This is a genomic window from Brevibacterium sp. LAARM3_SD1 (genome assembly GCF_057364765.1).
The window spans coordinates 65,520-85,227 of the sequence record NZ_JBNFOL010000004.1; the positions used below are offsets into that span (position 1 = coordinate 65,520).

Annotated in this window: 21 protein-coding genes and 1 pseudogene; 10 read left to right on the plus strand and 12 right to left on the minus strand. The window is 63.2% G+C overall.

The genetic code is table 11. The annotated features are described in order from the left end of the window. Positions 1 to 33: 33 nt before the first annotated feature. Both AC2W7L_RS03185 and AC2W7L_RS03190 read left to right on the plus strand, forming a co-directional pair. Positions 34 to 492: a LapA family protein gene (locus AC2W7L_RS03185; protein WP_486003235.1), complete on the plus strand. Its 459-nt coding sequence runs from the start codon at positions 34 to 36 to the stop codon at positions 490 to 492. A 3-nt stretch (positions 493 to 495) separates the two neighbouring features. Beyond that, positions 496 to 1,140 carry a 4'-phosphopantetheinyl transferase family protein gene (locus AC2W7L_RS03190; RefSeq protein ID WP_486003236.1) on the plus strand — a complete coding sequence of 215 codons (645 nt, stop codon included), beginning with the start codon at positions 496 to 498 and terminating at the stop codon, positions 1,138 to 1,140. A gap of 159 nt (positions 1,141 to 1,299) precedes the next feature. Here the strand turns inward: AC2W7L_RS03190 and AC2W7L_RS03195 are convergent, their stop codons facing one another. Continuing rightward, entirely contained in the window at positions 1,300 to 1,689 is a 390-nt protein-coding gene (locus AC2W7L_RS03195; protein ID WP_486003237.1) for a hypothetical protein, read from the minus strand. Then, complete coding sequence (gene pdxR / locus AC2W7L_RS03200; RefSeq protein ID WP_486003238.1) at positions 1,686 to 3,080, minus strand: MocR-like pyridoxine biosynthesis transcription factor PdxR; 1,395 nt, start codon at positions 3,078 to 3,080, stop codon at positions 1,686 to 1,688. Before pdxR ends, AC2W7L_RS03195 begins: the two co-directional genes overlap by 4 nt. A gap of 217 nt (positions 3,081 to 3,297) precedes the next feature. Here pdxR and pdxS point away from each other — a divergent pair, with 217 nt between their 5' ends. The 3 genes from pdxS to AC2W7L_RS03215 are packed head-to-tail and all read left to right on the plus strand — an operon-like array spanning position 3,298 to position 6,369. Further along, the gene (pdxS, locus tag AC2W7L_RS03205) at positions 3,298 to 4,179 is read left to right on the plus strand and encodes a pyridoxal 5'-phosphate synthase lyase subunit PdxS (protein WP_486003239.1); all 882 of its coding nucleotides are present in this window, start codon (positions 3,298 to 3,300) and stop codon (positions 4,177 to 4,179) included. Further along, entirely contained in the window at positions 4,176 to 4,757 is a 582-nt protein-coding gene (gene pdxT / locus AC2W7L_RS03210) for a pyridoxal 5'-phosphate synthase glutaminase subunit PdxT (RefSeq protein ID WP_486003240.1), read from the plus strand. Before pdxS ends, pdxT begins: the two co-directional genes overlap by 4 nt. Before the next feature lie 10 nt (positions 4,758 to 4,767). Then, the gene (locus tag AC2W7L_RS03215) at positions 4,768 to 6,369 is read left to right on the plus strand and encodes a helicase HerA-like domain-containing protein (protein WP_486003241.1); all 1,602 of its coding nucleotides are present in this window, start codon (positions 4,768 to 4,770) and stop codon (positions 6,367 to 6,369) included. Here AC2W7L_RS03215 and AC2W7L_RS03220 read toward each other — a convergent pair. The 7 genes from AC2W7L_RS03220 to AC2W7L_RS03250 form a co-directional block, all read right to left on the minus strand. Continuing rightward, positions 6,352 to 6,498, minus strand: coding sequence for a hypothetical protein (locus AC2W7L_RS03220; RefSeq protein WP_486003242.1), 147 nt, complete (start codon positions 6,496 to 6,498; stop codon positions 6,352 to 6,354). The two genes, AC2W7L_RS03215 and AC2W7L_RS03220, sit on opposite strands and share 18 nt — an antisense overlap. A 257-nt stretch (positions 6,499 to 6,755) precedes the next feature. Next, positions 6,756 to 7,409 carry a diacylglycerol/lipid kinase family protein gene (locus AC2W7L_RS03225; RefSeq protein ID WP_486003243.1) on the minus strand — a complete coding sequence of 218 codons (654 nt, stop codon included), beginning with the start codon at positions 7,407 to 7,409 and terminating at the stop codon, positions 6,756 to 6,758. Between the two features lie 20 nt (positions 7,410 to 7,429). Continuing rightward, positions 7,430 to 8,539 carry a winged helix DNA-binding domain-containing protein gene (locus AC2W7L_RS03230; protein ID WP_486003244.1) on the minus strand — a complete coding sequence of 370 codons (1,110 nt, stop codon included), beginning with the start codon at positions 8,537 to 8,539 and terminating at the stop codon, positions 7,430 to 7,432. An 89-nt stretch (positions 8,540 to 8,628) separates the two neighbouring features. Beyond that, positions 8,629 to 9,930, minus strand: a complete 1,302-nt coding sequence (locus AC2W7L_RS03235) for a carboxylesterase family protein (protein ID WP_486003245.1) — start codon at positions 9,928 to 9,930, stop codon at positions 8,629 to 8,631. 9 nt (positions 9,931 to 9,939) lie between these two features. Further along, positions 9,940 to 10,443, minus strand: coding sequence for a phosphoribosyltransferase (locus AC2W7L_RS03240; RefSeq protein ID WP_167195536.1), 504 nt, complete (start codon positions 10,441 to 10,443; stop codon positions 9,940 to 9,942). 59 nt (positions 10,444 to 10,502) lie between these two features. After that, on the minus strand, positions 10,503 to 10,970 hold the full coding sequence (locus AC2W7L_RS03245; RefSeq protein ID WP_486003246.1) for a DUF2087 domain-containing protein: 468 nt from the start codon (positions 10,968 to 10,970) through the stop codon (positions 10,503 to 10,505). A 198-nt stretch (positions 10,971 to 11,168) separates the two neighbouring features. Continuing rightward, complete coding sequence (locus AC2W7L_RS03250; RefSeq protein WP_486003247.1) at positions 11,169 to 11,552, minus strand: YchJ family protein; 384 nt, start codon at positions 11,550 to 11,552, stop codon at positions 11,169 to 11,171. Positions 11,553 to 11,606: 54 nt separating this feature from the next. On the opposite strand from AC2W7L_RS03250, the pseudogene AC2W7L_RS03255 reads away from it, so the two are divergent. From AC2W7L_RS03255 to AC2W7L_RS03270, 4 genes and pseudogenes are all read left to right on the plus strand, one after another. Next, a pseudogene (locus AC2W7L_RS03255) lies at positions 11,607 to 12,193 on the plus strand (HhH-GPD-type base excision DNA repair protein). A gap of 159 nt (positions 12,194 to 12,352) precedes the next feature. After that, positions 12,353 to 12,991, plus strand: coding sequence for a hypothetical protein (locus AC2W7L_RS03260; RefSeq protein ID WP_486003248.1), 639 nt, complete (start codon positions 12,353 to 12,355; stop codon positions 12,989 to 12,991). A gap of 308 nt (positions 12,992 to 13,299) precedes the next feature. Next, positions 13,300 to 13,899, plus strand: coding sequence for a hypothetical protein (locus AC2W7L_RS03265; RefSeq protein WP_486003249.1), 600 nt, complete (start codon positions 13,300 to 13,302; stop codon positions 13,897 to 13,899). A 41-nt stretch (positions 13,900 to 13,940) separates the two neighbouring features. Next, on the plus strand, positions 13,941 to 15,176 hold the full coding sequence (locus tag AC2W7L_RS03270) for an FAD-dependent oxidoreductase (RefSeq protein WP_486003250.1): 1,236 nt from the start codon (positions 13,941 to 13,943) through the stop codon (positions 15,174 to 15,176). Here AC2W7L_RS03270 and AC2W7L_RS03275 read toward each other — a convergent pair. Further along, positions 15,146 to 15,808 (minus strand): hypothetical protein, encoded by a 663-nt coding sequence (locus AC2W7L_RS03275; RefSeq protein ID WP_486003251.1) that lies wholly within the window; start codon positions 15,806 to 15,808, stop codon positions 15,146 to 15,148. The genes AC2W7L_RS03270 and AC2W7L_RS03275 overlap by 31 nt on opposite strands. 104 nt (positions 15,809 to 15,912) lie before the next feature. Between AC2W7L_RS03275 and AC2W7L_RS03280 the strand changes: the two genes are divergently transcribed. Beyond that, complete coding sequence (locus tag AC2W7L_RS03280; RefSeq protein WP_486003252.1) at positions 15,913 to 16,629, plus strand: PIG-L deacetylase family protein; 717 nt, start codon at positions 15,913 to 15,915, stop codon at positions 16,627 to 16,629. A 146-nt stretch (positions 16,630 to 16,775) separates the two neighbouring features. Here the strand turns inward: AC2W7L_RS03280 and tpx are convergent, their stop codons facing one another. Together tpx and AC2W7L_RS03290 are read right to left on the minus strand one after the other, a co-directional pair. Next, the gene (gene tpx, locus AC2W7L_RS03285) at positions 16,776 to 17,276 is read right to left on the minus strand and encodes a thiol peroxidase (protein ID WP_486003253.1); all 501 of its coding nucleotides are present in this window, start codon (positions 17,274 to 17,276) and stop codon (positions 16,776 to 16,778) included. Positions 17,277 to 17,416: 140 nt separating this feature from the next. After that, the gene (locus AC2W7L_RS03290; protein ID WP_486003254.1) at positions 17,417 to 19,612 is read right to left on the minus strand and encodes a bifunctional metallophosphatase/5'-nucleotidase; all 2,196 of its coding nucleotides are present in this window, start codon (positions 19,610 to 19,612) and stop codon (positions 17,417 to 17,419) included. Positions 19,613 to 19,708: the final 96 nt, after the last annotated feature.

The following is a 19,708-nucleotide window of genomic DNA, read 5'->3' on the forward strand; positions in this document are numbered from 1 at the left end:
TCCCATGGCCCCATCAGCAGATATGATGGGCCCATGAGTACTCAAGACCCGCGTGGCGATTCGCAGACGCCCGAAGAGCTCCTGTCCGAAACCGATTCAGTCCTCGGCAGCGATACTCCCGCGACGGGCGAGACCGCAGCTGTGGACAAGACCCGAGAGATGTCGCAGCACGAGCAGCGTGAGCAGACACAGCCTCCGGCAGGACACACCGGTGAGCTCCCGTCGACGAAGGCCGGATCCGGAATGTCTGCGGGAATGTGGGTCTCCCTCATCCTCGGTGCCGTCATCGTCGTCCTGCTGCTCATCTTCATTCTGCAGAACAACGTCCCGGCCGAGTTCAAGTACTTCGGCTGGCAGTTCGAACTGCCCCTGGGCGTGGCGATGCTCTTCGCCGCGATCGGCGGCATCCTCATCGCCGGAATCATCGGTTCGGTGCGGATCTTCGTGCTCAACCGGAAGCTCAAGAAGATCAACAAGGCCCTGGGCCGCTGATCGATGGCTCACCACCCCAGTTTCACCGTACTGCCCACCGACCTTCCCGTGACGCTCGTCCTCGCCGACACCTCGGCTGAGGCGGCGTGGGCGCGCGAAGCCGATTCCGTGCTCACCGAGCAGGAACGCAACTATGCGAAGGAATTCGACGCCGAGGCGGCCGCCACCTGGTCGGCCGGCCGTGTCGTCCTCCGCCATGTCCTCGGTGCACATCTGGAGCAGGATCCTGCTGCGATCGAGATCCGTCTCGATTCGGCGGGCAAGCCCCGCCATGACGAGTGTGAGTTCTCCGTGTCCCGGTCGCGTCGCCTCGTCCTCGTCGCTGTCTCCGACGATCCGGTCGGACTCGACATCGAAGCGGTTCCCGAGCGCGATGTCGCCCTTGAGGCGATGCAGCTGCTCCACGAAAGAGAACGGGTCGAGCTCGAAGCGCTTCCCGATGACGAATTCGCCGCCGGCTTCGTCCGCGTGTGGGCACGCACGGAGGCCTTCCTCAAGGCATTGAGCACGGGGTTGGCTCGCGACCCCGGTCTCGACTTTATCGGCGCTGGGCCGCAGCCGAACTCACCGCATCCGGATGTCGACATCCACGATCTTGAGGCCGGCATTCCCGACGGTCATATCGCCGCCATCGCGTTCAACCGCTGACCCCAGCGGTCCCGCCGATCAAGCATTGTCGCGTTCGTCTCCCCGCCGCACGCCCTAGGTGAGCAAAGTTCGCGTCATCAAGCCCTACAGCGGATATGTGGCCGTAGACGACCGCAAATGTGCGCCGACGCTTGATCGACGGAAGTTGTGCGGCAGTGATCAGGGATTCTGCGACTCGTCTTCGCTGAAGGACGGGCCGTTCTCGCCGGTTGTGAAGACCACGGCGATGCCCAAAGATCCCACGCCCACCAGTCCGAAGAGAATCCAGGCGCCTGCGGGGTTGCCCGCAGCGGCGAGGATGAGGCCGACGACGACAGCGACGATGAGGAGTGCGTCGAAGACCATCGGGAACTTCAGATAGCGCTTCTCCCCCTTGCCCACGGCATAGGAGATCTGGGTGGCGGCACTGAGGAAGAGCAGCACCAGAGCGGTGATGACCAGCCAGCGCGGGGCGAGGAAGAAGTCCTCGAGCCCGCCGAGGAAGATGAAGCCGGCCACGGCCAGCAGCAGCTTGATGATGCCGTCGACTGCAAATCCGGAATTCCTCATGACTGAATCCTACTCAACAGGGTCTTCACCTCGCCGAGGGCCTCCCGCAGCACGGGGGCCTCGACGTTCGAATGGGCGATGACGAGTCCGTGCCGGACTTCATCACCTCCGGTCCAGCCGCGAGCCAATGAGGCAACGAGGATGCCCCGGTCGGCCAGATCACGCAGCAGACTCGCGGCCTGTGCCTGAGACGTCTCGATGACGAGCGTCCGGCCGTCGTGGACGAGACCGGGGATCGGGCCGATCTCAGCCACGACCTCCTCGGCGGCCCGGAGTCGCCGCCGCCCCCGGGAGATGCGACGGCGCAGCCCACCGGAGCCCAGGTAAGAGGCGATGGCCATCTGCAGAATCGGCGAGAACGCGGGCCCGAGGGCCGTGCGCATGCTCATCAGCCTCTCCGAGATCGGTCCGCGAGCGATGACGTATCCGGTCGATACGGCCGAGGTCAGCAGAGCGGAGAAGGTGCCGATATGAACGACCTGAGCAGAGCTGCCGGTCGTCGATGCGAGGTCGAAGAGGGTCGGCAGCACGGTGCGGGTGAAGCGGGCCTCGCTGTCATAGTCGTCCTCGATGAGAATCGCATCGCCGCGGGCCGCCCAGTCCAGCAGTCGGGCGCGCTGGTCGACCGGCATCGGTGTTCCGTGTGGGAACTGGTGATTCGGTGTCACAACGGCCGCGCCGACGTCGGCCGGCGCCGATGAAGAATCGACTAGGTCGAGGGGTACGAGTTGGTAGCTGCTCATGGCCTGCCGCAGGCCCGGGAATCCCGGGTTCTCCACGGCGATGGAGCCGCTGACGCCGATGCTCAGCAGCAGCCGCAGGCCATCGCGAGACCCGCTGGTGAGGATGATCTCGTCGGGGTCGACGGCCATCCCACGAGTCAGTCGCAGGTAGTCCGCGATCGCCCAGCGAGCACGAGGTTGACCCAAAGGGTCGATCGGGCCCGTGTCGAGGTCGAGTGATTCCCTCCACGCCCGGCGAAAGGCCGGTTCGCGCAGCGGATCGTCACCGCCGAATCCCGGACGCAGATCGACATAGTTGCGCAGGCGCCGCCTCGGTGAATCCGGAACTCGATTCTTCGGGCGCGCAGATGTCGAAGCGGCGGGCAGGTCGGGGTTGATCCTCGTCGCCGAGCGCTCGGCGGTGATGAGGAATCCCTCTACGACGAGCTGCGCGTAGGCTGTCTCCACGCTGCCGCGTGAGATTCCGAGATGTTTGGCCAGTCGACGGCTCGAGGGCACTGCATCCCCCGGGCGCAGGGTCCCTTCCGAGATAAGACGGCGCAGGTCCTGAGTGAGCTGATCCGGCAGCGGGGTCGGCAGACCCTTGTCCACGTTCACCGGCAGAGCGATTCCCTCAGCCTGGGTACCGCCTCGTGACTTCGAAACCATCAGTCGATCATAGTGCGACCCCGTCCATCTGGCCTAAAATTCTCCTCGGTATCTGGCCCTCCCGTTGAGCCACCTCTCGGGTTAGGCTGGTCTGGAACGGCCGTTCACCCCGAAGAACCATGATCCCTCCGACACCCGGCAGCAGAGCCGAATCGCTCTGTGCTGCACTCGGTGTCGCCCGGATCGACTCCGCGACAGTGAATGGACTTGCACCACAATGACCGAAACACAGACCCTCCTCAACACCGGACTGGCTCAGATGCTCAAGGGCGGCGTCATCATGGACGTCGTCAACGAAGAGCAGGCACGCATCGCCGAGGCGGCCGGTGCCTCCGCCGTGATGGCCCTCGAACGCGTCCCCGCCGACATCCGTGCCCAGGGCGGAGTCGCCCGGATGAGCGATCCCGATCTCATCGACTCGATCATCAGCGCCGTATCCATCCCCGTTATGGCCAAGGCCCGCATCGGACACTTCGTCGAAGCACAGATTCTTGAGACCCTCGGCGTCGACTACATCGACGAATCCGAGGTCCTCTCCCCCGCCGACTACGTCAACCACATCGACAAGTCCGTCTTCAAGGTGCCGTTCGTCTGTGGTGCGACCAACCTCGGCGAGGCTCTTCGCCGCATCACCGAAGGCGCCTCGATGATCCGTTCGAAGGGCGAAGCAGGCACCGGCGACGTCTCCGAGGCGATGCGCCATCTGCGCACCATCAACTCCGAGATCCGCGCACTAGGCGCGAAGAGCGAAGACGAGCTCTACGTCGCAGCCAAGGAGATCGCTGCCCCGTACCACCTGGTCAAGCAGGTCGCCAGCCTCGGCCGACTGCCCGTCGTGACCTTCGTCGCCGGCGGCATCGCCACCCCGGCCGATGCAGCGATGATGATGCAGCTCGGAGCCGACGGAGTGTTCGTCGGCTCCGGAATCTTCAAGTCCGGCAACCCGGAGGCCCGCGCGAAGGCCATCGTCGAAGCCACCACGCACTTCGATGATCCGGAGGCCGTGGCCAGAGCATCCCGCGGACTCGGCGATGCGATGGTCGGCATCAACGTCGCCGATGTCCCCGCCCCGCATCGCCTGGCCGAGCGCGGCTGGTGAGAGTCGGCGTCCTCGCTCTCCAGGGAGCCTTCCGTGAGCATCTGCTCATGCTCGGTTCCCTGGGGGTCGACACTCTCAAGGTCACCCGGTCCGACCACCTCGCCGGCATCGATGCACTCATCCTGCCCGGCGGAGAGTCGACGGCCATGGTGCGCATCGCCGCCGGCACGGATCTCTTCCCGACTCTCCGCGAACGCATGGCCGGTGGTCTGCCGGTCTTCGGCACCTGTGCGGGACTCATTCTCTTGGCGGACCGGCTCAGTGACGATTCGCTGGGTGGATACGATCGCCTCGGCGGGCTCGCTATCACCGTGGCCCGCAACGCCTACGGTCGACAGCGGGAGTCCTTCACTGCACCGTTGACGGTGCGGGGACTGGACGAACCGGTTGCGGGCACGTTCATTCGGGCTCCGCAGATCCTCGATCTCGGGCCCGACACCGAGGTGCTCGCTTCACACGATGACACTCCCGTCCTCGTCCGGCAGGGTGCGGTCTGGGGTGCCAGCTTCCACCCGGAGTTGGGCACCGATGGACGAATCCATGCAGAATTCCTCCACCACCTCGGTGCCGCTGTGTAAAAATTGACTCATGACTGAGCAGGCATTGCAGACACTCAAAGACGGATACACCTTCGATGGGGAGACTCTCGACCTGGGGGTCGCCCTCGACGGGGAGGAACCTTCGAAGGAGACGCCGATCTCCATCCCGTTGTCCATGCTCAACCGGCACGGTCTCGTCGCCGGTGCCACGGGAACCGGCAAGACCGTGACCCTGCAGGTACTCGCCGAGCAGCTGTCCCGGGCCGGAGTGCCGGTCTTCGCCTCTGATATCAAGGGCGATCTCTCCGGCATCGGCGCCGCCGGCGTCGAATCCGACAAGCTGCGCAAGCGCCTCGATGCGGCCGGTCAGGACTGGCAGCCCAAGGACAATCCGACGGAGTTCTACACCCTCGGCGATTCGGGACTGGGCACACCTCTGCGGGCGACCGTGACGTCGTTCGGACCGATCCTGCTGTCGAAGGTCCTCGAACTCAACGACACCCAGGAGTCCGTCCTCTCGCTGGTCTTCCACTATGCCGATCAGGCGGGACTGGCGCTGCTCGACCTCTCGGATCTCAAAGCTGTTCTCACCTTCCTCACCTCCGACGAGGGCAAGGCCGACCTCGAAGGCATCGGCGGGGCGTCGAAGGCCACCGTCGGAGTCATCCTGCGCAAGATCTCCGAGCTCGCTGCCCAGGGCGGTGACGTGTTCTTCGGCGAGCCGGAGTTCGACACCGCTGATCTGCTGCGCACCGACGACAGCGGTGCGGGAATCGTCTCCGTGCTCGAGCTGCAGAAGCTCAGCCAGTCGCCGGCGCTGTTCTCCACATTCCTCATGTGGCTGCTGGCCGATCTGTTCCAGGATCTGCCGGAGGTCGGCGATCCCGACAAGCCATCGCTCGTGTTCTTCTTCGATGAGGCTCATCTGCTCTTCGCCGGTGCGTCGAAGGCCTTCCTCCAATCGGTGACGCAGACGGTCCGACTCATCCGGTCGAAGGGTGTCGGCATCTTCTTCGTCACGCAGACTCCGAAGGATGTGCCTGAGGATGTGCTCGCACAGTTGGGTTCGCGCATTCAGCACCAGCTGCGAGCACATACACCCAACGATGCCAAGGCACTCAAGGCGACTGTGCAGACCTTCCCGAAGTCCGACTACGACCTCGAAGAGCTGCTCACATCGCTGGGCATCGGCGAAGCCGTGGTCACCGTCATGGATCCCGATGGTGCTCCGACTCCGGTGGCGCCGACGCGGATGCGGGCTCCGGAATCGAAGATGGGGCCGATGAGCGAGGACGAGATCAAAGCGGCGGTGGCGGAGTCGCCCCAGCATGAGAAGTACGGCACCGCGATCGACAACGAATCTGCTCGCGAGATCCTCGCCAAGCGCCTCGAAGGCGGGTCAGAAGCTCACGCCGAGGAGCAGCGGTCGGCACCTGCCGATGCCCCCGCCGGCAGCCAGGGCGGCGAGGCGTCTGCGGACAAGATCGACTTCCCGGATGAGTCCGGTGGCTCCCGGAAGAAGTCGGCGAAGAAGGATGATGAGAACCTGTTCACCCAGGTGGTGAAGTCCTCGGCGTTCAAGCAGTTCACGCGGACCGCCGCACGCGAGATCGCGCGCGGCATCTTCGGCACTTCACGTCGTCGGCGCTGACACCAGCAGACTCTTGTCTCCGGCGTTCACCCGCAGGTCCAAGCAGTCGCCGATGAAGTCTCCGTCGAGGTGTGCCGGCGTCGGTGATTCGACCGAGACCGTGGTTTCTGTCGTGTTGCGATAGTTCATGAGCGGGTGCGCCTGTGGTCTGCCCTGCAGGCATGCTGCGGCGATTCCTGCCCATGCTCGGCAGCGGGTGCTGAGTCGTTCAGGGAGTGGGCCAACCGTAAGCATGGAGAAGGTCTCCGCATCGATTCGTGCCTGAGGAAACACGGCGATGGGTCCTGCAGGACGAGCGACCTTCGACGCCATCACCGACCACACCGGCGCCGAGGCGCTCGACTCTTCGCCCGAGGTGTCCCCTGTTCTCGATGTGTCGCCTGAAGTCAGAGTGTCCGCTGTGCTCGCGGTGAAGTTCGCAGCGAAGAGGGCTCTGGCTGCGCCCCACGCATAGCCGAGAAGTCCGGGGGCGGAGTGGTGGTGGGCGATCGCCGGGCGTCTCCCCCGATTCCTGCAAGGCTGATGAACTCGGCGCGATGCCGGCTGCCGTCGGCCCGTTGGAATTCCGCAGTATTGATCGGGACGCCGCGTGAGTTCCTCGGACCTCCTCGAATGATCGATGCCACCGTATGCACGCAGTGGTCGATTGCGTGCCGGATTGAGCGGAGGCCGACGTGGCGGCTGAGCACGTTTGCGGTTCCGGTCGGGATGAGGAATGTGAGCGTTCCTGCCTCAGCGAGCACTGGGGCGCCGCTACGGATGGTGCCGTCTCCGCCGAGGATGATGACGGTCTCGGCTCCCCATTCGATGAGCTGTTCGGCTTGCCAACGGCCGGAACGTTCGACACTCGTCGTCATGCTTCGATAGTGCGCGCCGGTTAGTCGCAGTTCCGGTACGAGGTCGGCGTACGCTCGCAGCGTCGCCGGATGTTTGGGGTTGAGGATGATCCCAACGGCGAGTCTCCCCAGCGGCAGGGCCGGTCGGTCATCCGATTCAACCTGGCCGTCCATCGGTGTGCGCGTCCGGAGGAGTTCGTCCATTGTCGGTCGTGTCTGCGTTCTCAGGCGAAGGCCGGGTGGGTAGCGCTGACCGCTTCGACGGTCTTCAGGTCGACCGTTTCCCCGGGGAATGTGTCGACGAGGACTCGCGGTCCGGTCTTCCGGGGTGATCGCTTCCACGTGGCTCGTGCACGGGTGCCGGTCACCACCGTGTTCTTGAACATTCCGTTGCCTCCTGGCACAACGAGTTTTTCGTGGGCGGGGTCGAGTGTGGCGCTGCGGTCCTTGTATCCGAGGATGAGCTCGTCGAAACCCGGCAACAGCATGGTCTCCCGTGCCGCAGCCTCCCATTCGGTCAGTCGGTCTTCCAGGTCGGTTGCGTGCACGTAGTCAACGCCGTCGATGTCGGTGCTCACGATCTCTCCGGCGTCGATTCCGGCTTGGATCGCCTTTCTCATCCGCGTTTTCGGCAGTCCTGTCCACCGTGTCGCGTCGTCGAGTGTCACCGGTCCGTGGCTGGTGACGAAGCGTCTCATCCATTCGTGGTCGGCCGCCTCGGCGTCCAGGTTCGTGGGTGTGGGCACCCAATCGGCGGCGAGCACGTATTTCATGTCATCTTTGCCCTCGATCATGGGTGCTTGGACGATGATGTTCCGCAGCGCCAGCGACGTGATGAGGTATCTGGCGTGGCCGTATTCGTCTCCGGCACCGATGGGAGCGAATGCTTCGAGCAGCTCTTCACGGGTCAAGGGTCCACGGTCTCGGATGGCCGCGGTGGCGAGTTCCGCCGCAGTTCCGAGCATGGTGTCGGTGATGCCGAAATACTCGCGCCTCTTGGCGGTGGATTTCATGGTCCGTTCCCCGGTGAGGCCGAGGATCCACCCGATGTCCTTGGCAGCGGTCAGATGGATGGTGCCGCGTTGGGTCCAGGAGCGCACGATCTCTCCGGCGTCGATGGCGGCGCGGACGGCACCCACGCCTGCAGCGACATCAGGACCCAGACGCAGGGCGATGGAGACCAGGGCTCCGCCGAGAGCTTGGGCTTGGACACAGCCGAGATGCTCGACGACGGCACCGGCGGGTGAGAGGTCGGTTCCTGTCGGTGACGGAGGCGGAGGTCCGACGAGTCCCTGCGAGATCAGACGGGCCGCCGAGATCTGATATGCGTCCATGATCCAACGGTAGTCCACGCCGGTGACACGACGATTGTGAAAAGACGACAGCAGCGGAATCGCGTGTGGGGATCGAACAGTCGAACCGGTCAGCCCAGAATGTCGACGAGTCCGGGCACCCGCACGCGTGGAAGGGTGCCCGAAGTTGTGAACTCGCCCCAAATCCGGCGCAGTTCGGGACCGGCGATATCGGTGGTCGAACCATAGTCGAGGAAGGAGCTGTGCCAGACGTCGCCAGGGAAGATCAGCGGCAGGTCTCCGGAGTGGGCGGCATCGAAGAAGCTGCCGTCTCCGCGGGAGACGATGAGCAGGCGGGCACCTTGACCTCCGGACATTCGGTGGCGGTCGTAAAATTCGCGTCCGGCCCGGGTATAGACCGCCGAGGTGATTCCTGAGATGAGGGATTCGAGCATCGGTGAGGTCAGGGAGCGTTTATGGAGGCGACGCAGCGCGGGTACGAAGCCGGCGAAGAACGCGATCTCGCGTTCCGTACGGGTCATGAGCACGTCGAACTTCGGGGCGACCTCGGCCCAGGCCTCGGCCGCTTCTGATCGTGTGGGCAGCGGGTACTGGTCGTAGCGGACTCCGAAGCACATTCCGGCATGCAGTCCTCCGACGAGGGCGGCCTTATGCACTTCCTCCTGCGCCTGGAGGATGTCGTCGACGCTGCCTGCCGGGTCGATCTTCTGGGCGACTCTGTTCATCGCCCAGTTCATCGCGTCCGTGCCGCCGGCCAGTCCCAAGGGCGATGAGGCCATGAGCACCCGGTGGAAGAGTCCTTCGGTGCCTTCGGCGATCATGAGGTGAGCGCAGGCGTCTGCCCCGGCGCTCTGGCCGGCGATCGTGACATTGTCCGGGTTGCCGCCGAAGGCGGAGATATTCGACTGCACCCACCGCAGAGCGGAGATCTGGTCGAGCACTCCGAGGTTGAGGTGGTCGTCTCGACCGGTGCCGAGGTAGCCGAGGACGCCGAGTCGGTAGGTCACGGAGACGACGATGATGTTCTGCTCGGCGGCCAGGGCGTGCGGGTTGTAGATCTCCGCATCTCCGGCCCCGGCGACGTAGGCTCCACCGTGGATCCACACGAGGACGGGCAGCCCCGCCTCGGTGGTGGTGTCCTTCGGCATGGTCACGCTCACGCGCAGACAGTCTTCGCTGATGGGGAGCCCGCCGAGCTGATCGAAGGTCATTCCGGCGTTCGGGTCGCGGCGCAGCTGCGGGCTCGCCGGGCCGGGCTGACCGCCGTCGATGAAGTCCACAGGGGGTTCATCGACGGGAGGGAGGAAACGGCGGGCGCGGGCGTAGCGGATGCCTCGGGCGCGGATCACGTCGCCGACGACTTGGGCACGCACACGTCCGCACGGGGCGCCGATGTCCCGTGTCTCCTCCATACGGTCAGCTTACTTGTTGGGAACGACCGGAGGCTCGGCCGACCAAGGGAAGACGATCCACTGATCGGTGCGCTTCCACACGAAGTCCGGGTCGATGATCGATGCGGACTTCGCGTAGATGACGGCCGACTGGGCTTCCGCGCCGTGTTTGCGCAGCAGTTCGAGCACGAGGGCCAGGGTGCGGCCGGAATCGGCGACATCGTCGACGACGAGGAGCTTCTTGCCCTTGATCGCTTCGATGTCGAGCATCGGGGCGAGCAGGATGGGGTCGGGCAGGGTCTCGTGGACGTCGGTGTAGAACTCGACGTTGATGGCGTCGGAGAGCTTGAGCCCGAGGGCGTAGGCCAGAGCTCCGGCGGGCAGCAGTCCGCCGCGGGCCACGGCGATGACGATCTCGGGGTCGTAGTCGGAATCCGCGATGGTCTGCGCCATCTCACGCGCCGATTGGCCGAACATGTCCCAGCTGAGAATCTCTTTTTCGTCGAGATCGGTCGAATCGGCGTGGTAGGCCATGGATGCTCCTCGTGTCTGCCCGGTTGTGGTTCGAGCTTCAAGGATACGCTGTCGCCGGTTCAGCGCAGAAATACCTCGAGCCCCGCCATCTCCTGCGCTTGTGAACCGGTGTGGGTAGGCGGGCTCGGGTTGACCCAATACTCACCGGTGTGGGCATTGCGCTCGAGCAGGCGATAGTCGATGAGTTCACGCCGCAGCAGAGCGAAGTCAGGATGGAACTCCCCAAGGATGACGTTGAGCTGCTTCTCGTCGTAGACCCGGTCGGGGTCGAGGGCGGCGAGAACTTCGATAAGGACGAGCACGAGGGCACGTCGTTTCGTCGGAACGGAGACGATGTAACCGTCGGGCATGAACGTTCTCAGTGTCTTCGTCCGAAACCGCAGTATCTGCGGATCAATGCTGGAATCGGTGCTTGATTGTGCACTCCGGTTCTCGGCGAGCAGTGCGGTGCGGGCCGTGGTGAAGTTCTCACCGGTTTCGGTCATCCGCGCGCGAACGAGCTTCTTGAAATCCTTGTCCTTGGTCATGGTGTCGCTCCCTTTGGCGACCAAGTCTCCCCCAGCACGAAACCTGGTCAGGAAAACACCGTGCCGGCTTCGTCCGAGGATTCTCTCCCCTTCGCCATGCGGTCGGTGTGCTGGGAACACGACCTCGGCTGGGCGTTGGATGCGCCGACCACCAGTATAGGCACAGCCGTCATCGGTTCTCGAGGTTGTTGCTGGTTCTCAGTTCTCGAGAGCTTCGAGGTACATCCACCGTCCGGCTCTGCGGACGAATGCGGAATTCTCTTCGAGGACATGATCGCCGAGGTGGTCCCGGAATCGCGCACGGAAGTGCACAGTGCCAGTGCCGTCGTCTGGTCCCCCGTCCGTGGTGGACACGATCTCGAGTCCGAGCCACGTGGTGGCGTCATCGATGCCGACGTCATCGGGTCGGGTCTTGGCGTGCCATGTGCGGAAGAGGTGGTCTTCGTGGCCGCGGACGAAGGCCGTATACCGGGAGCGCATGAGCGCCTCGGCGGTGGTGGGCCACGATTCGCCGTCGAGGGCCGGACGGCAGCAGTCGTCGTAGTCGGTACCGGGTGGCATTCCGGAGCAGGGGCAGATCATCCCCCGATGATATCGGTGCACCGACAGCGGCAGATAGCGTGCGAAGATGGAGTCATGACTTCACTGTTCCTGTCTGGAGATCCGAAGGCCGATGCACTGTTGGCCGAAGACCGCTTCGCTCTGCTCGTTGGAATGCTCCTCGATCAGCAGGTGACCATGGAGAGCGCCTTCGCCGGACGGCCAAGCTGGCCGAACGGCTGGGAAAGCTCGATGTCGACGAGATCGCGGAGATGAATCCGGATGACTTCCTCGACATCTTCGCCCAGACTCCTGCGGTGCACCGGTTCCCGAAGTCGATGGCGGGACGCGTGCAGAAGCTGGCGGCGACCATCGTCGACGAATACGACGGCAATGTCGAGGCGATCTGGTCCGACGGCAACCCCAGCGGTGCTGAGGTCCTCAAGCGGCTGAAGAAGCTGCCCGGGTTCGGAGATCAGAAGGCCAAGATCTTCCTGGCGCTTCTCGGCAAGCAGTTCGAACTCCAGGCCGAGGGCTGGCAGGAGGCCGCCGGTGACTACGGTGACCCGGAGGCCCGCCGCTCAATCGCCGATGTCGTCGACGATGTCACTCTGCAAGAGGTCCGTGCCTTCAAGAAGCAGCAGAAGGCCGCGGCTAAGGCGGCAAAGGCCGCGAACAAATAGCGATAGCTGCTGAGGGACAGGTGCTTGCACGCACTCGGACGTGAGTTATCCACAGATTCGACTTCGCCTGTTCTAAAAAGCATGCCTGTCGAATAATGTAGGAAATCCGGGTGTCGGCCGATGGGGTCGCGCCGCAGTTGCAGACCACAGAGGCGTGGAATGAGAACTGGATCGTCCCGACCGCATCGTCGACCTGCCCAAATATTCGTTGCCGTTTTCTCCGCGCTGAGTTTGGTCTCGGTCGTCGGTTGTGCCGACAATTCTCCGGTAGCCGCGCCGACGTCGACCCTGCCCGCAGAGCAGCCCGACGCAGGGTCGACCGATGACCCCGCCGAGGTGGCCATCCCCGACTACGAAACCGACCTCGAGCTCGATAAAGAGGAGAAGAAGGCCGTCGAGGGTGCCCTCGTGGCGTTCGATGATTTCATCCAAGCCATCAATACAGCATATTCAGGGAACTCCACTGCAGCGAATGATTTTCCCAAGTTCGCGTCTGGAGATGCATTGGAATCAATTCAGACTGAAGCCAAGACTATAGCTGCCGACGAAGCTACTTTTGAAGGCCAAATCGCACCATTGAAGGTCGAAATATTTGAGGTCACCAAGCTAAAGGAATCATCAAATCCTGCAACGGTCATCGTGAATTTTTGTGTTGACACCTCAAAGTGGAAATTGACCCCTACAGGGCAGTCACCAACGTTGAATCCCGATGGAAAAGTGACGATGCAACACACGATTCAAAGTGATAGTGGGAACTGGAAAGTCGACCAGCAAACTCTCTGGGAACGACGGTGCTAACCAAAGCGGCTTCCCACACACTACTTTCTCTTTCGATCATCGCCATCTGCTTGCTTATGACTCCGACCCCAGTAGCGGCTGCACCAGGTTGCACTATAGGCGACACAAGCGGTTGCGAAGCTGTGAAGCCTCCAGCGCCCAAGCCTCCTCCTGGTGGTGGCGGGGGCGGTTCTGGCGGCGACGGAGGTTCCGGAGGTAGCGGCTCTGGCGGCGGTAACGGCGGTGGCGGTTCCGGAGGCGGAGGTGGCGCCGACGGAGGAGGCGGTGGCCTGCCCGACTGCCCCACTGAAGATGTCGGTTATCTGTGTGTGAGCGAGCCCGGCCCCGGTGGCGGAGGGGGCGGTGGCGGCGCTCCGGCTCGGCCCGATCCCCCGACGCACATCCCTGAATCGCAGTTTCAGAATTTCGACATACCGGCTCCCACAATCTACGCCTGGCCGAAGGATTGGGCTGTCGTCGGCAAACCAGCCGCCTTCTGGACGGACATCGACGTCAGCTACATTGACATGACCCTGCTGACCTATGCCGTCAAGGTCAAAGTCACCCCAGAGCGTTTCAACTGGGACTTCGGAGACGGCTCGGGCACGACCACTACTGCGAAGGGCGCGAAGCCACTGCCCGGCGGCACACCCCAGATCGGACACGAATACCAAGAATCCGGCAAAGTGTCGGCGTCGATGACCGCAACATTCAGCGGTGAGTTCTCAGTCGACGGCGGCCCTTGGCTTCCTATCGATGGTTTCGCTCACGTCGCCAGCAACGATATCGGCATCGAGGTCTACCGATATCACCGCTACCTTGTCGACGAAGACTGCTATTCCAATCCCCGCGGCCGGACTGTGCCCGATCTGCCCGATGACGCCGTGACGTTCTCGTTCGGTAAGGCTCGGCCCATCGCCCGGCCATGATCAGTGAGCCCTTGACGAGAGAAACCTGAAACAATTGCCCCATGGTGTGCCGAATCAACGAGCTCCTCATCGATTCTCATTGGCCTGTCGTCATCATCGGAGCAGGCCAAGCCGGACTGTCCGCAGCACATTACCTGTGGCGCGACGGCCTCGCACCGGGCAAAGATTTCATCATCCTCGATGCCGGAGACGGCCCTGGTGGTGCCTGGCGAGAACGGTGGGACTCATTGACCCTGGGTACCACCAACCACATCTCCGACCTCCCCGGATTCCCACTCGGTCGTCCCGACCCGAACGTCCCCGCCTCCGAGGTCGTGTCCGACTATTACTCCCGCTTCGAACGCGAACTCGAACTCTGCGTCATCCGCCCGGCTGAAGTGGACACCGTCCGGTCCGAAGAACCCGGACAGGGACGATTCACCATCGCTGCCACCGTCGACGGAGAACACGTGACGCTTTCCAGCGACTATCTCATCAATGCAACCGGCACGTGGACCCAGCCTTACGTCCCCTTCGTCCCCGGCATTGCGGAGTTCGAGGGCCACCAGCTGCATACCGTGAACTTTCGTGACGTCGAGGACTTCCGGGGACTGCGCACGCTCGTGGTCGGCGGCGGAATCTCCGCCACGCAGTTTCTCCTCGAACTCGCCGAGGTGACCGACACTCTCTGGGCCACACGGCGTCCCCCGAACTTCACGTCCAGGGAATTCGACGGCCAGTGGGGTCTTGAGGTCGAGCGAGCCGTTCGCGAACGAACTCTGTCCGGTCTGGCCCCAGCCAGCGTCGTCCGCACCACTGGCCTGCCGATCCGCCGGGAGTTCCGGGAAGGAATCGAAACGGGAGTTCTCGTGTCTCGCGGCATGTTCGACCGCATCCTTCCCCACGGCGTCCACTTCCCAGGAATCGGCGACACCGAACTCCCAATCACTTCTGAAGGCTTGGGCCCTTCTGCCAGCGACCGCCTGGCGGTGCCCGAATCATGGGCGCCGTTCGACGAACCCCGTGACGAAGAGGTCGACGTGATCTTCTGGAACACCGGATTCCGAGCGGCACTCAAACACCTTGCCCCCTTGCGCCTGCGCACACCAGACGGCGGAATCTCCATGGACACCGAAGTCGCTGTCAAAGACGATCCGCGGCTGTTCCTCGTCGGTTACGGATCAGCCAGTTCCACGGTCGGCGCGACAAGGGCCGGAAGGATAGCGGCCCGCGAACTGCTCAAACGCATGTCTGGCAGTCGGCAGCCTCAGCGCAGGTCTGGAGCTTTGAGCACCTGATCGCCAAAGCGAACAGTCGGCAGCATCTGTCGGAACTGGTCCTGAGCCTCTGTGTCATCGGCTTGCGCAAGCATGTCGACGCTGACCTTGAAGAGCCGACCGTCGACGGATATTCCGGCAACGGCACCGAACATCACGGAGTCCTCTTTGTCGACAGCTCGCATGTCATCGGGAGCGAGTGTGCCGTGGAAGACCCAGTACTCTCCACCGCTGAGGGATCCGGTGGACTCACTGGTCATGGACGATCCCGAGGTGCTGAACATCCTCTCCCGCGCCTTGTCCACCAAATCTTGGGGTGACGACTCGTCGTCATCGATGCAGTTGACAGTGATGATCGCGCCTGATTCGGCCTCATATAGCCGATATCCGTCGTATCCGGTCCCACCCGCCCAGTCAGCACTCAAAGCCAGGCTGACTTCGACGGGACATTGTCCTCCAAGGTCAACAGTGGTCTCGCTCATGCCGTCGGGAACCGTCGGACCGGTTGCTGTCGGCGAAGACGACTGCCCGTCACCGATACCGACGTTCGCGGGCTTCGAGCCGGCTTCATCGGAGCTGCTGACCCGGAAGGCCGAACATCCGGAGAGGGCCAGTCCCAGAACCAGCGCCACTGCCACGAATGATCTATTCATCGTTGTCTGCCTTCACTAGATCAGTGGATCCTCCATATCGTACCCAATCGTCTGCTCCTCGCCGCTCTCTGGCGCAACTGTGCGCCGCCGCCTAGCCTGGAGTCATGACTGAGATCCCGCTTTTCGATGACTCTGATATCGACCGTGTGCTCTGCGTGGTCGCTCACCCTGACGATATGGAATACGGCGGTTCGGCGGCAGTGTCGAAATGGACCGATGAAGGCAAGGAGGTCGCCTATCTCCTGCTCACCCGTGGAGAGGCGGGGATCCGGGGCATGAGCCCGGAAGAAGTGGCACCGCTGCGCGCCGAGGAGCAGCGTCGGGCCTGCCAAATCGTCGGCGTCGACGATCTGGAGATCCTCGACTTCCCGGATGGTCTGTTGGAACCCACGCACGAACTCCGCCGTGCGATTGCCCGGAAGATCCGCGAGTTCCGACCGAATGCAGTCGTCGTGACGACCTTCGACCTTCAGGTGCAGTGGGGCCTCAACCATGTCGACCATCGTCATGCCGGCGTTGCCACCGTCGATGCGATCCGTGATGCCGACAATCCGTGGGTCTTCACCGACCTCAAGGACGAGGGTCTCGAAGCCTGGAAGGCCGATCGACTGCTCATCAACGGTGCCCAGCCCACTCACGCCGTGGCGCTCACGGCTGCACATGTCGACCGTGGTGTTCGGTCCCTCGAAGCTCACAAGGTCTATTTGGATGCGCTGAGCGACCATCCGGCGCCGAAGGACATGATTCCGGGCATCACCACGAATGGTGGAGAACTCGCCGGTGTCGACTATGCCCTTCCGATCACCGTCGTCGATATGTGAGCACGGCGGCATGTGCTGCTTATCGGCAGCCGGGCTGCCGGCCCATACCGGCGCTCATTGCGTACAAAGAGGAACCGGGTGGGACTCGTGTGAGTCCCACCCGGTTCATTATTCACAGGTCGAAGCGTCGACCCGCGAAGAAGAGATCAGGCTCCCAGAGCTGCGATTGCCGAATCGTAGTCGGGTTCGGTCGTGATCTCGTCGACGAGCTGCGTGTAGGTCACTGTGCCCTTCTCGTCGAGAACGACGACGGAACGGGCGAGCAGGCCGGCGAGCGGGCCATCGACCATGGTCGTACCGAAATCCTTGCCGAACGAGCTGCGGAATCCCGATGCCGTGACGACGTTCTCGATGCCCTCGGCACCGCAGAAGCGGGCCTGAGCGAATGGAAGGTCGTTGGACACGCAGAGAACGGTGGTGTTCTCCAGGCCGGCGGCGAGTTCGTTGAACTTGCGCACCGAGGCGGCGCACACGCCCGTATCGAGGCTGGGGAAGATGTTGAGCACGACGCGCTTGCCCGAGTAGTCCTGTGAGTTCACATCACCGAGGTCGCTGCCGACGAGGCTGAATGCCGGGGCCTGTTCACCCTTGGCTGGCAGTTCGCCGACGGTCTTGACCGGAGATCCCTGAAATGCTGTGTTGGCCATGCTTGACTCTCTCCTTCTTCAGAGCTGACTGCTGTCTCTCTCACTCTACGTGAGTCGGAGCTCAGGGAAACCCGGTGAACGCGGAACGGTCGTCCGACGAACCGTCGGGTCGCCGCTTCCCACCGGCCTCCGCCGGTCACTCAACGGCGACGACGGCGCGAGAAGACTACGAGGGCCGCACCGAGTGCGATGATGGCAGCTCCGATGCCTACGCTTGTGGCGACCTCGAGCCCTGTCCGCGGCAGATCGGCCCCGCCGCCTGCGCCGGCCGCCGAGTCGTCGGCTGCACCGTCGTCAGCGTTGCCGTCCGATGTGCTGCCGTCGGAAGCCCCGTTCGTCGAATCATCGTCCTCGGATGTTGCTTCTCCGGTGTCGTCCCCTCCGTCGGAGTTTCCGGCACTCCCGGACCCCGCCGCGTCGGAACTTCCACCAGCCTCGGACTCATCGCCATCGGACCCCTTCGAGTCTGCCTCTGCAGTTGCTTCGCCGGAGGTGTCAGCATCCGCGTTGTCGTTGGAATCGTCGTCTCCACCGGGTGCACGGCTGCTGGTGACGACCTGCCAATTCTCATCGAAGAAGTCGGCTGGGTCGACGATCTGCTTCGCCTCAGCCCAGTCGATGAGTGCCTGGCGCACCTCGACCTGTTCGTTGTAGACCTCGTTGAGTCCGTCGACCGGGTAGCCGCCTCCCCCGGACTGGCGGTAGTTGTTGATGGCGAGGATGAAGCGATCGTCGTCTCCGACCTCGCTGCCGTCGGACTGTTTGAGGTTTTCGATCCTCTCACCGGTCGGTTTGGAGACATTGATGTCGTAGTCGATTCCGGCAAGAGCGTCATAGTTGTAGTCCGGAATCGGAGATTCCAAGACTTCGTCGATCGCGTTGGTGCCGTCGACCGGGTCGAATTCGGCGCCCTCTTCGGTCTGTTTGAAGTAGCGTGCCGAGTACTCGAGGTAGTCGCGCAGTTGGGCGCCGTTGATCTCGACGCCTGCCAGGGTGTTGTCATAGACATAGAGCCCGGCCACATCGCGGATCGTGATATCGCCGGCGGGGAACTCCGCCGTGCGGCTGAAAGGCGATGCCTGCGAGATCACGGGGAGGTCCTCATAGTCCGTCCCCTGCAGACCTTCTTCCACCGTCTCCGTCTGTACGTGCGAGATGAAGTCGAGGATCGCAGTGTCCTCGTAGTACGAAGTCTTCGCCGAAAGCGTTTCGGTCACCGAGCCGATCTTCGTGTTCACGTAGTCGATTGTGGTCCGGTGCTGCTCCTCGACGAGATCCTTGATCTCCTGATCCTCAGCGACGTCGCCCTGGGTGACGAGAGCGTCCGCGTGCGGCTCGGTCTCGCCCCAGTCGACGTGATGGGTGTCGAGGTTGATCGCCAGTCCCACCTCGGAGACCGAACGCGCCCAGTAGTTCGGTTGAGTGATGAGCACTTGGCTGCCGTCGTCGCGGTTGACGACTTGGCTGGGTTCGTTCTGATGGGTATGGCCGGCGACGAGAACATCGACTCCAGGCACCTTCGCCACCGAAGTGCTGACGTTCTCCTGCAGCTGGTCAGGATCCCAGCTCTGTCCTTTCGGATCTTTGCCCGAATGGGAGAGCACGACGATGACGTCGGCGCCCTTCTGCTTCATCTTCGGGACATACTTCTGCGCCGTCTCGACGGGATCGTCGAAGTGCACCTTTCCGGACAGGTTGTTCTTGTCCCAGATTCGGCTGCCGGGAGTCGTCACGCCGAGGACGCCGACGGTGATCGTCTCACCGTCGACCTGCTTGTCGACCAGCGCGTACGGGTCCAGATGGGTCTGGCCGTCTGCATCGTCGATGACATTGGCGCCGAGCAGCGGGAAGTCGACTTGGTCGCTGTAGGCGGACAGCAGGTCGAGGCCGTAGTTGAATTCGTGGTTGCCAACGACCTGGGCGTCGTATTGCAGGTGGTTGTAGGTCGTGGCCAGCGGGTGCGTTTGGCCGCTCGTCGTGATCGGCTCCTGTTTGGCGTAGTAGTAGGCCAATGGGTTGCCTTGGATGGTGTCGCCATTGTCGACGAGGAGCACGGACTCGGCCCCCTTGTCTTCGCGTACTCCCTTGATGATCGTCGAGGCGCGGGTCATACCCAGCTCCTCCCCTGCCGGGTAGGGCTTGTTCGCGAAGTAGTCCCAGTTGAGGACGTTGCCGTGAACATCGGTCGTCGCCAACAGAGTCAGTTCCCCGGTCTTCGCCGCTTGAGAGTCGGCGGGGGCGTCGGCACTGCCGAGGCCGGTCGCGGAGGCGGCCGTGGGTCCGGTGATGATGAGAGCGAGAGCGAGTGAGGACGAGGTCAGGGTGCGCAGGCGCATGTGTCTCCAGAGAACTGGTCAACGAGTAGGAAAGTGATTCAACTCTCTTACCCTAGTGGGCGCTGACCGTTTTCTGAATGGACCTTGAGAGAAATT

What these genes read in the sequence shown, in the direction of transcription:
- AC2W7L_RS03185 (WP_486003235.1), top strand. Translation starts at nt 34, where the DNA reads ATGAGTACTCAAGACCCGCGTGGCGATTCGCAGACGCCCGAAGAGCTC.
- AC2W7L_RS03190 (WP_486003236.1), top strand. Translation starts at nt 496, where the DNA reads ATGGCTCACCACCCCAGTTTCACCGTACTGCCCACCGACCTTCCCGTG.
- AC2W7L_RS03195 (WP_486003237.1), bottom strand. Translation starts at nt 1,689, where the DNA reads ATGAGGAATTCCGGATTTGCAGTCGACGGCATCATCAAGCTGCTGCTG.
- pdxR (WP_486003238.1), bottom strand. Translation starts at nt 3,080, where the DNA reads ATGGTTTCGAAGTCACGAGGCGGTACCCAGGCTGAGGGAATCGCTCTG.
- pdxS (WP_486003239.1), top strand. Translation starts at nt 3,298, where the DNA reads ATGACCGAAACACAGACCCTCCTCAACACCGGACTGGCTCAGATGCTC.
- AC2W7L_RS03215 (WP_486003241.1), top strand. Translation starts at nt 4,768, where the DNA reads ATGACTGAGCAGGCATTGCAGACACTCAAAGACGGATACACCTTCGAT.
- AC2W7L_RS03220 (WP_486003242.1), bottom strand. Translation starts at nt 6,498, where the DNA reads ATGAACTATCGCAACACGACAGAAACCACGGTCTCGGTCGAATCACCG.
- AC2W7L_RS03225 (WP_486003243.1), bottom strand. Translation starts at nt 7,409, where the DNA reads ATGGACGAACTCCTCCGGACGCGCACACCGATGGACGGCCAGGTTGAA.
- AC2W7L_RS03230 (WP_486003244.1), bottom strand. Translation starts at nt 8,539, where the DNA reads ATGGACGCATATCAGATCTCGGCGGCCCGTCTGATCTCGCAGGGACTC.
- AC2W7L_RS03235 (WP_486003245.1), bottom strand. Translation starts at nt 9,930, where the DNA reads ATGGAGGAGACACGGGACATCGGCGCCCCGTGCGGACGTGTGCGTGCC.
- AC2W7L_RS03240 (WP_167195536.1), bottom strand. Translation starts at nt 10,443, where the DNA reads ATGGCCTACCACGCCGATTCGACCGATCTCGACGAAAAAGAGATTCTC.
- AC2W7L_RS03245 (WP_486003246.1), bottom strand. Translation starts at nt 10,970, where the DNA reads ATGACCAAGGACAAGGATTTCAAGAAGCTCGTTCGCGCGCGGATGACC.
- AC2W7L_RS03250 (WP_486003247.1), bottom strand. Translation starts at nt 11,552, where the DNA reads ATGATCTGCCCCTGCTCCGGAATGCCACCCGGTACCGACTACGACGAC.
- AC2W7L_RS03260 (WP_486003248.1), top strand. Translation starts at nt 12,353, where the DNA reads ATGAGAACTGGATCGTCCCGACCGCATCGTCGACCTGCCCAAATATTC.
- AC2W7L_RS03270 (WP_486003250.1), top strand. Translation starts at nt 13,941, where the DNA reads ATGGTGTGCCGAATCAACGAGCTCCTCATCGATTCTCATTGGCCTGTC.
- AC2W7L_RS03275 (WP_486003251.1), bottom strand. Translation starts at nt 15,808, where the DNA reads ATGAATAGATCATTCGTGGCAGTGGCGCTGGTTCTGGGACTGGCCCTC.
- AC2W7L_RS03280 (WP_486003252.1), top strand. Translation starts at nt 15,913, where the DNA reads ATGACTGAGATCCCGCTTTTCGATGACTCTGATATCGACCGTGTGCTC.
- tpx (WP_486003253.1), bottom strand. Translation starts at nt 17,276, where the DNA reads ATGGCCAACACAGCATTTCAGGGATCTCCGGTCAAGACCGTCGGCGAA.
- AC2W7L_RS03290 (WP_486003254.1), bottom strand. Translation starts at nt 19,612, where the DNA reads ATGCGCCTGCGCACCCTGACCTCGTCCTCACTCGCTCTCGCTCTCATC.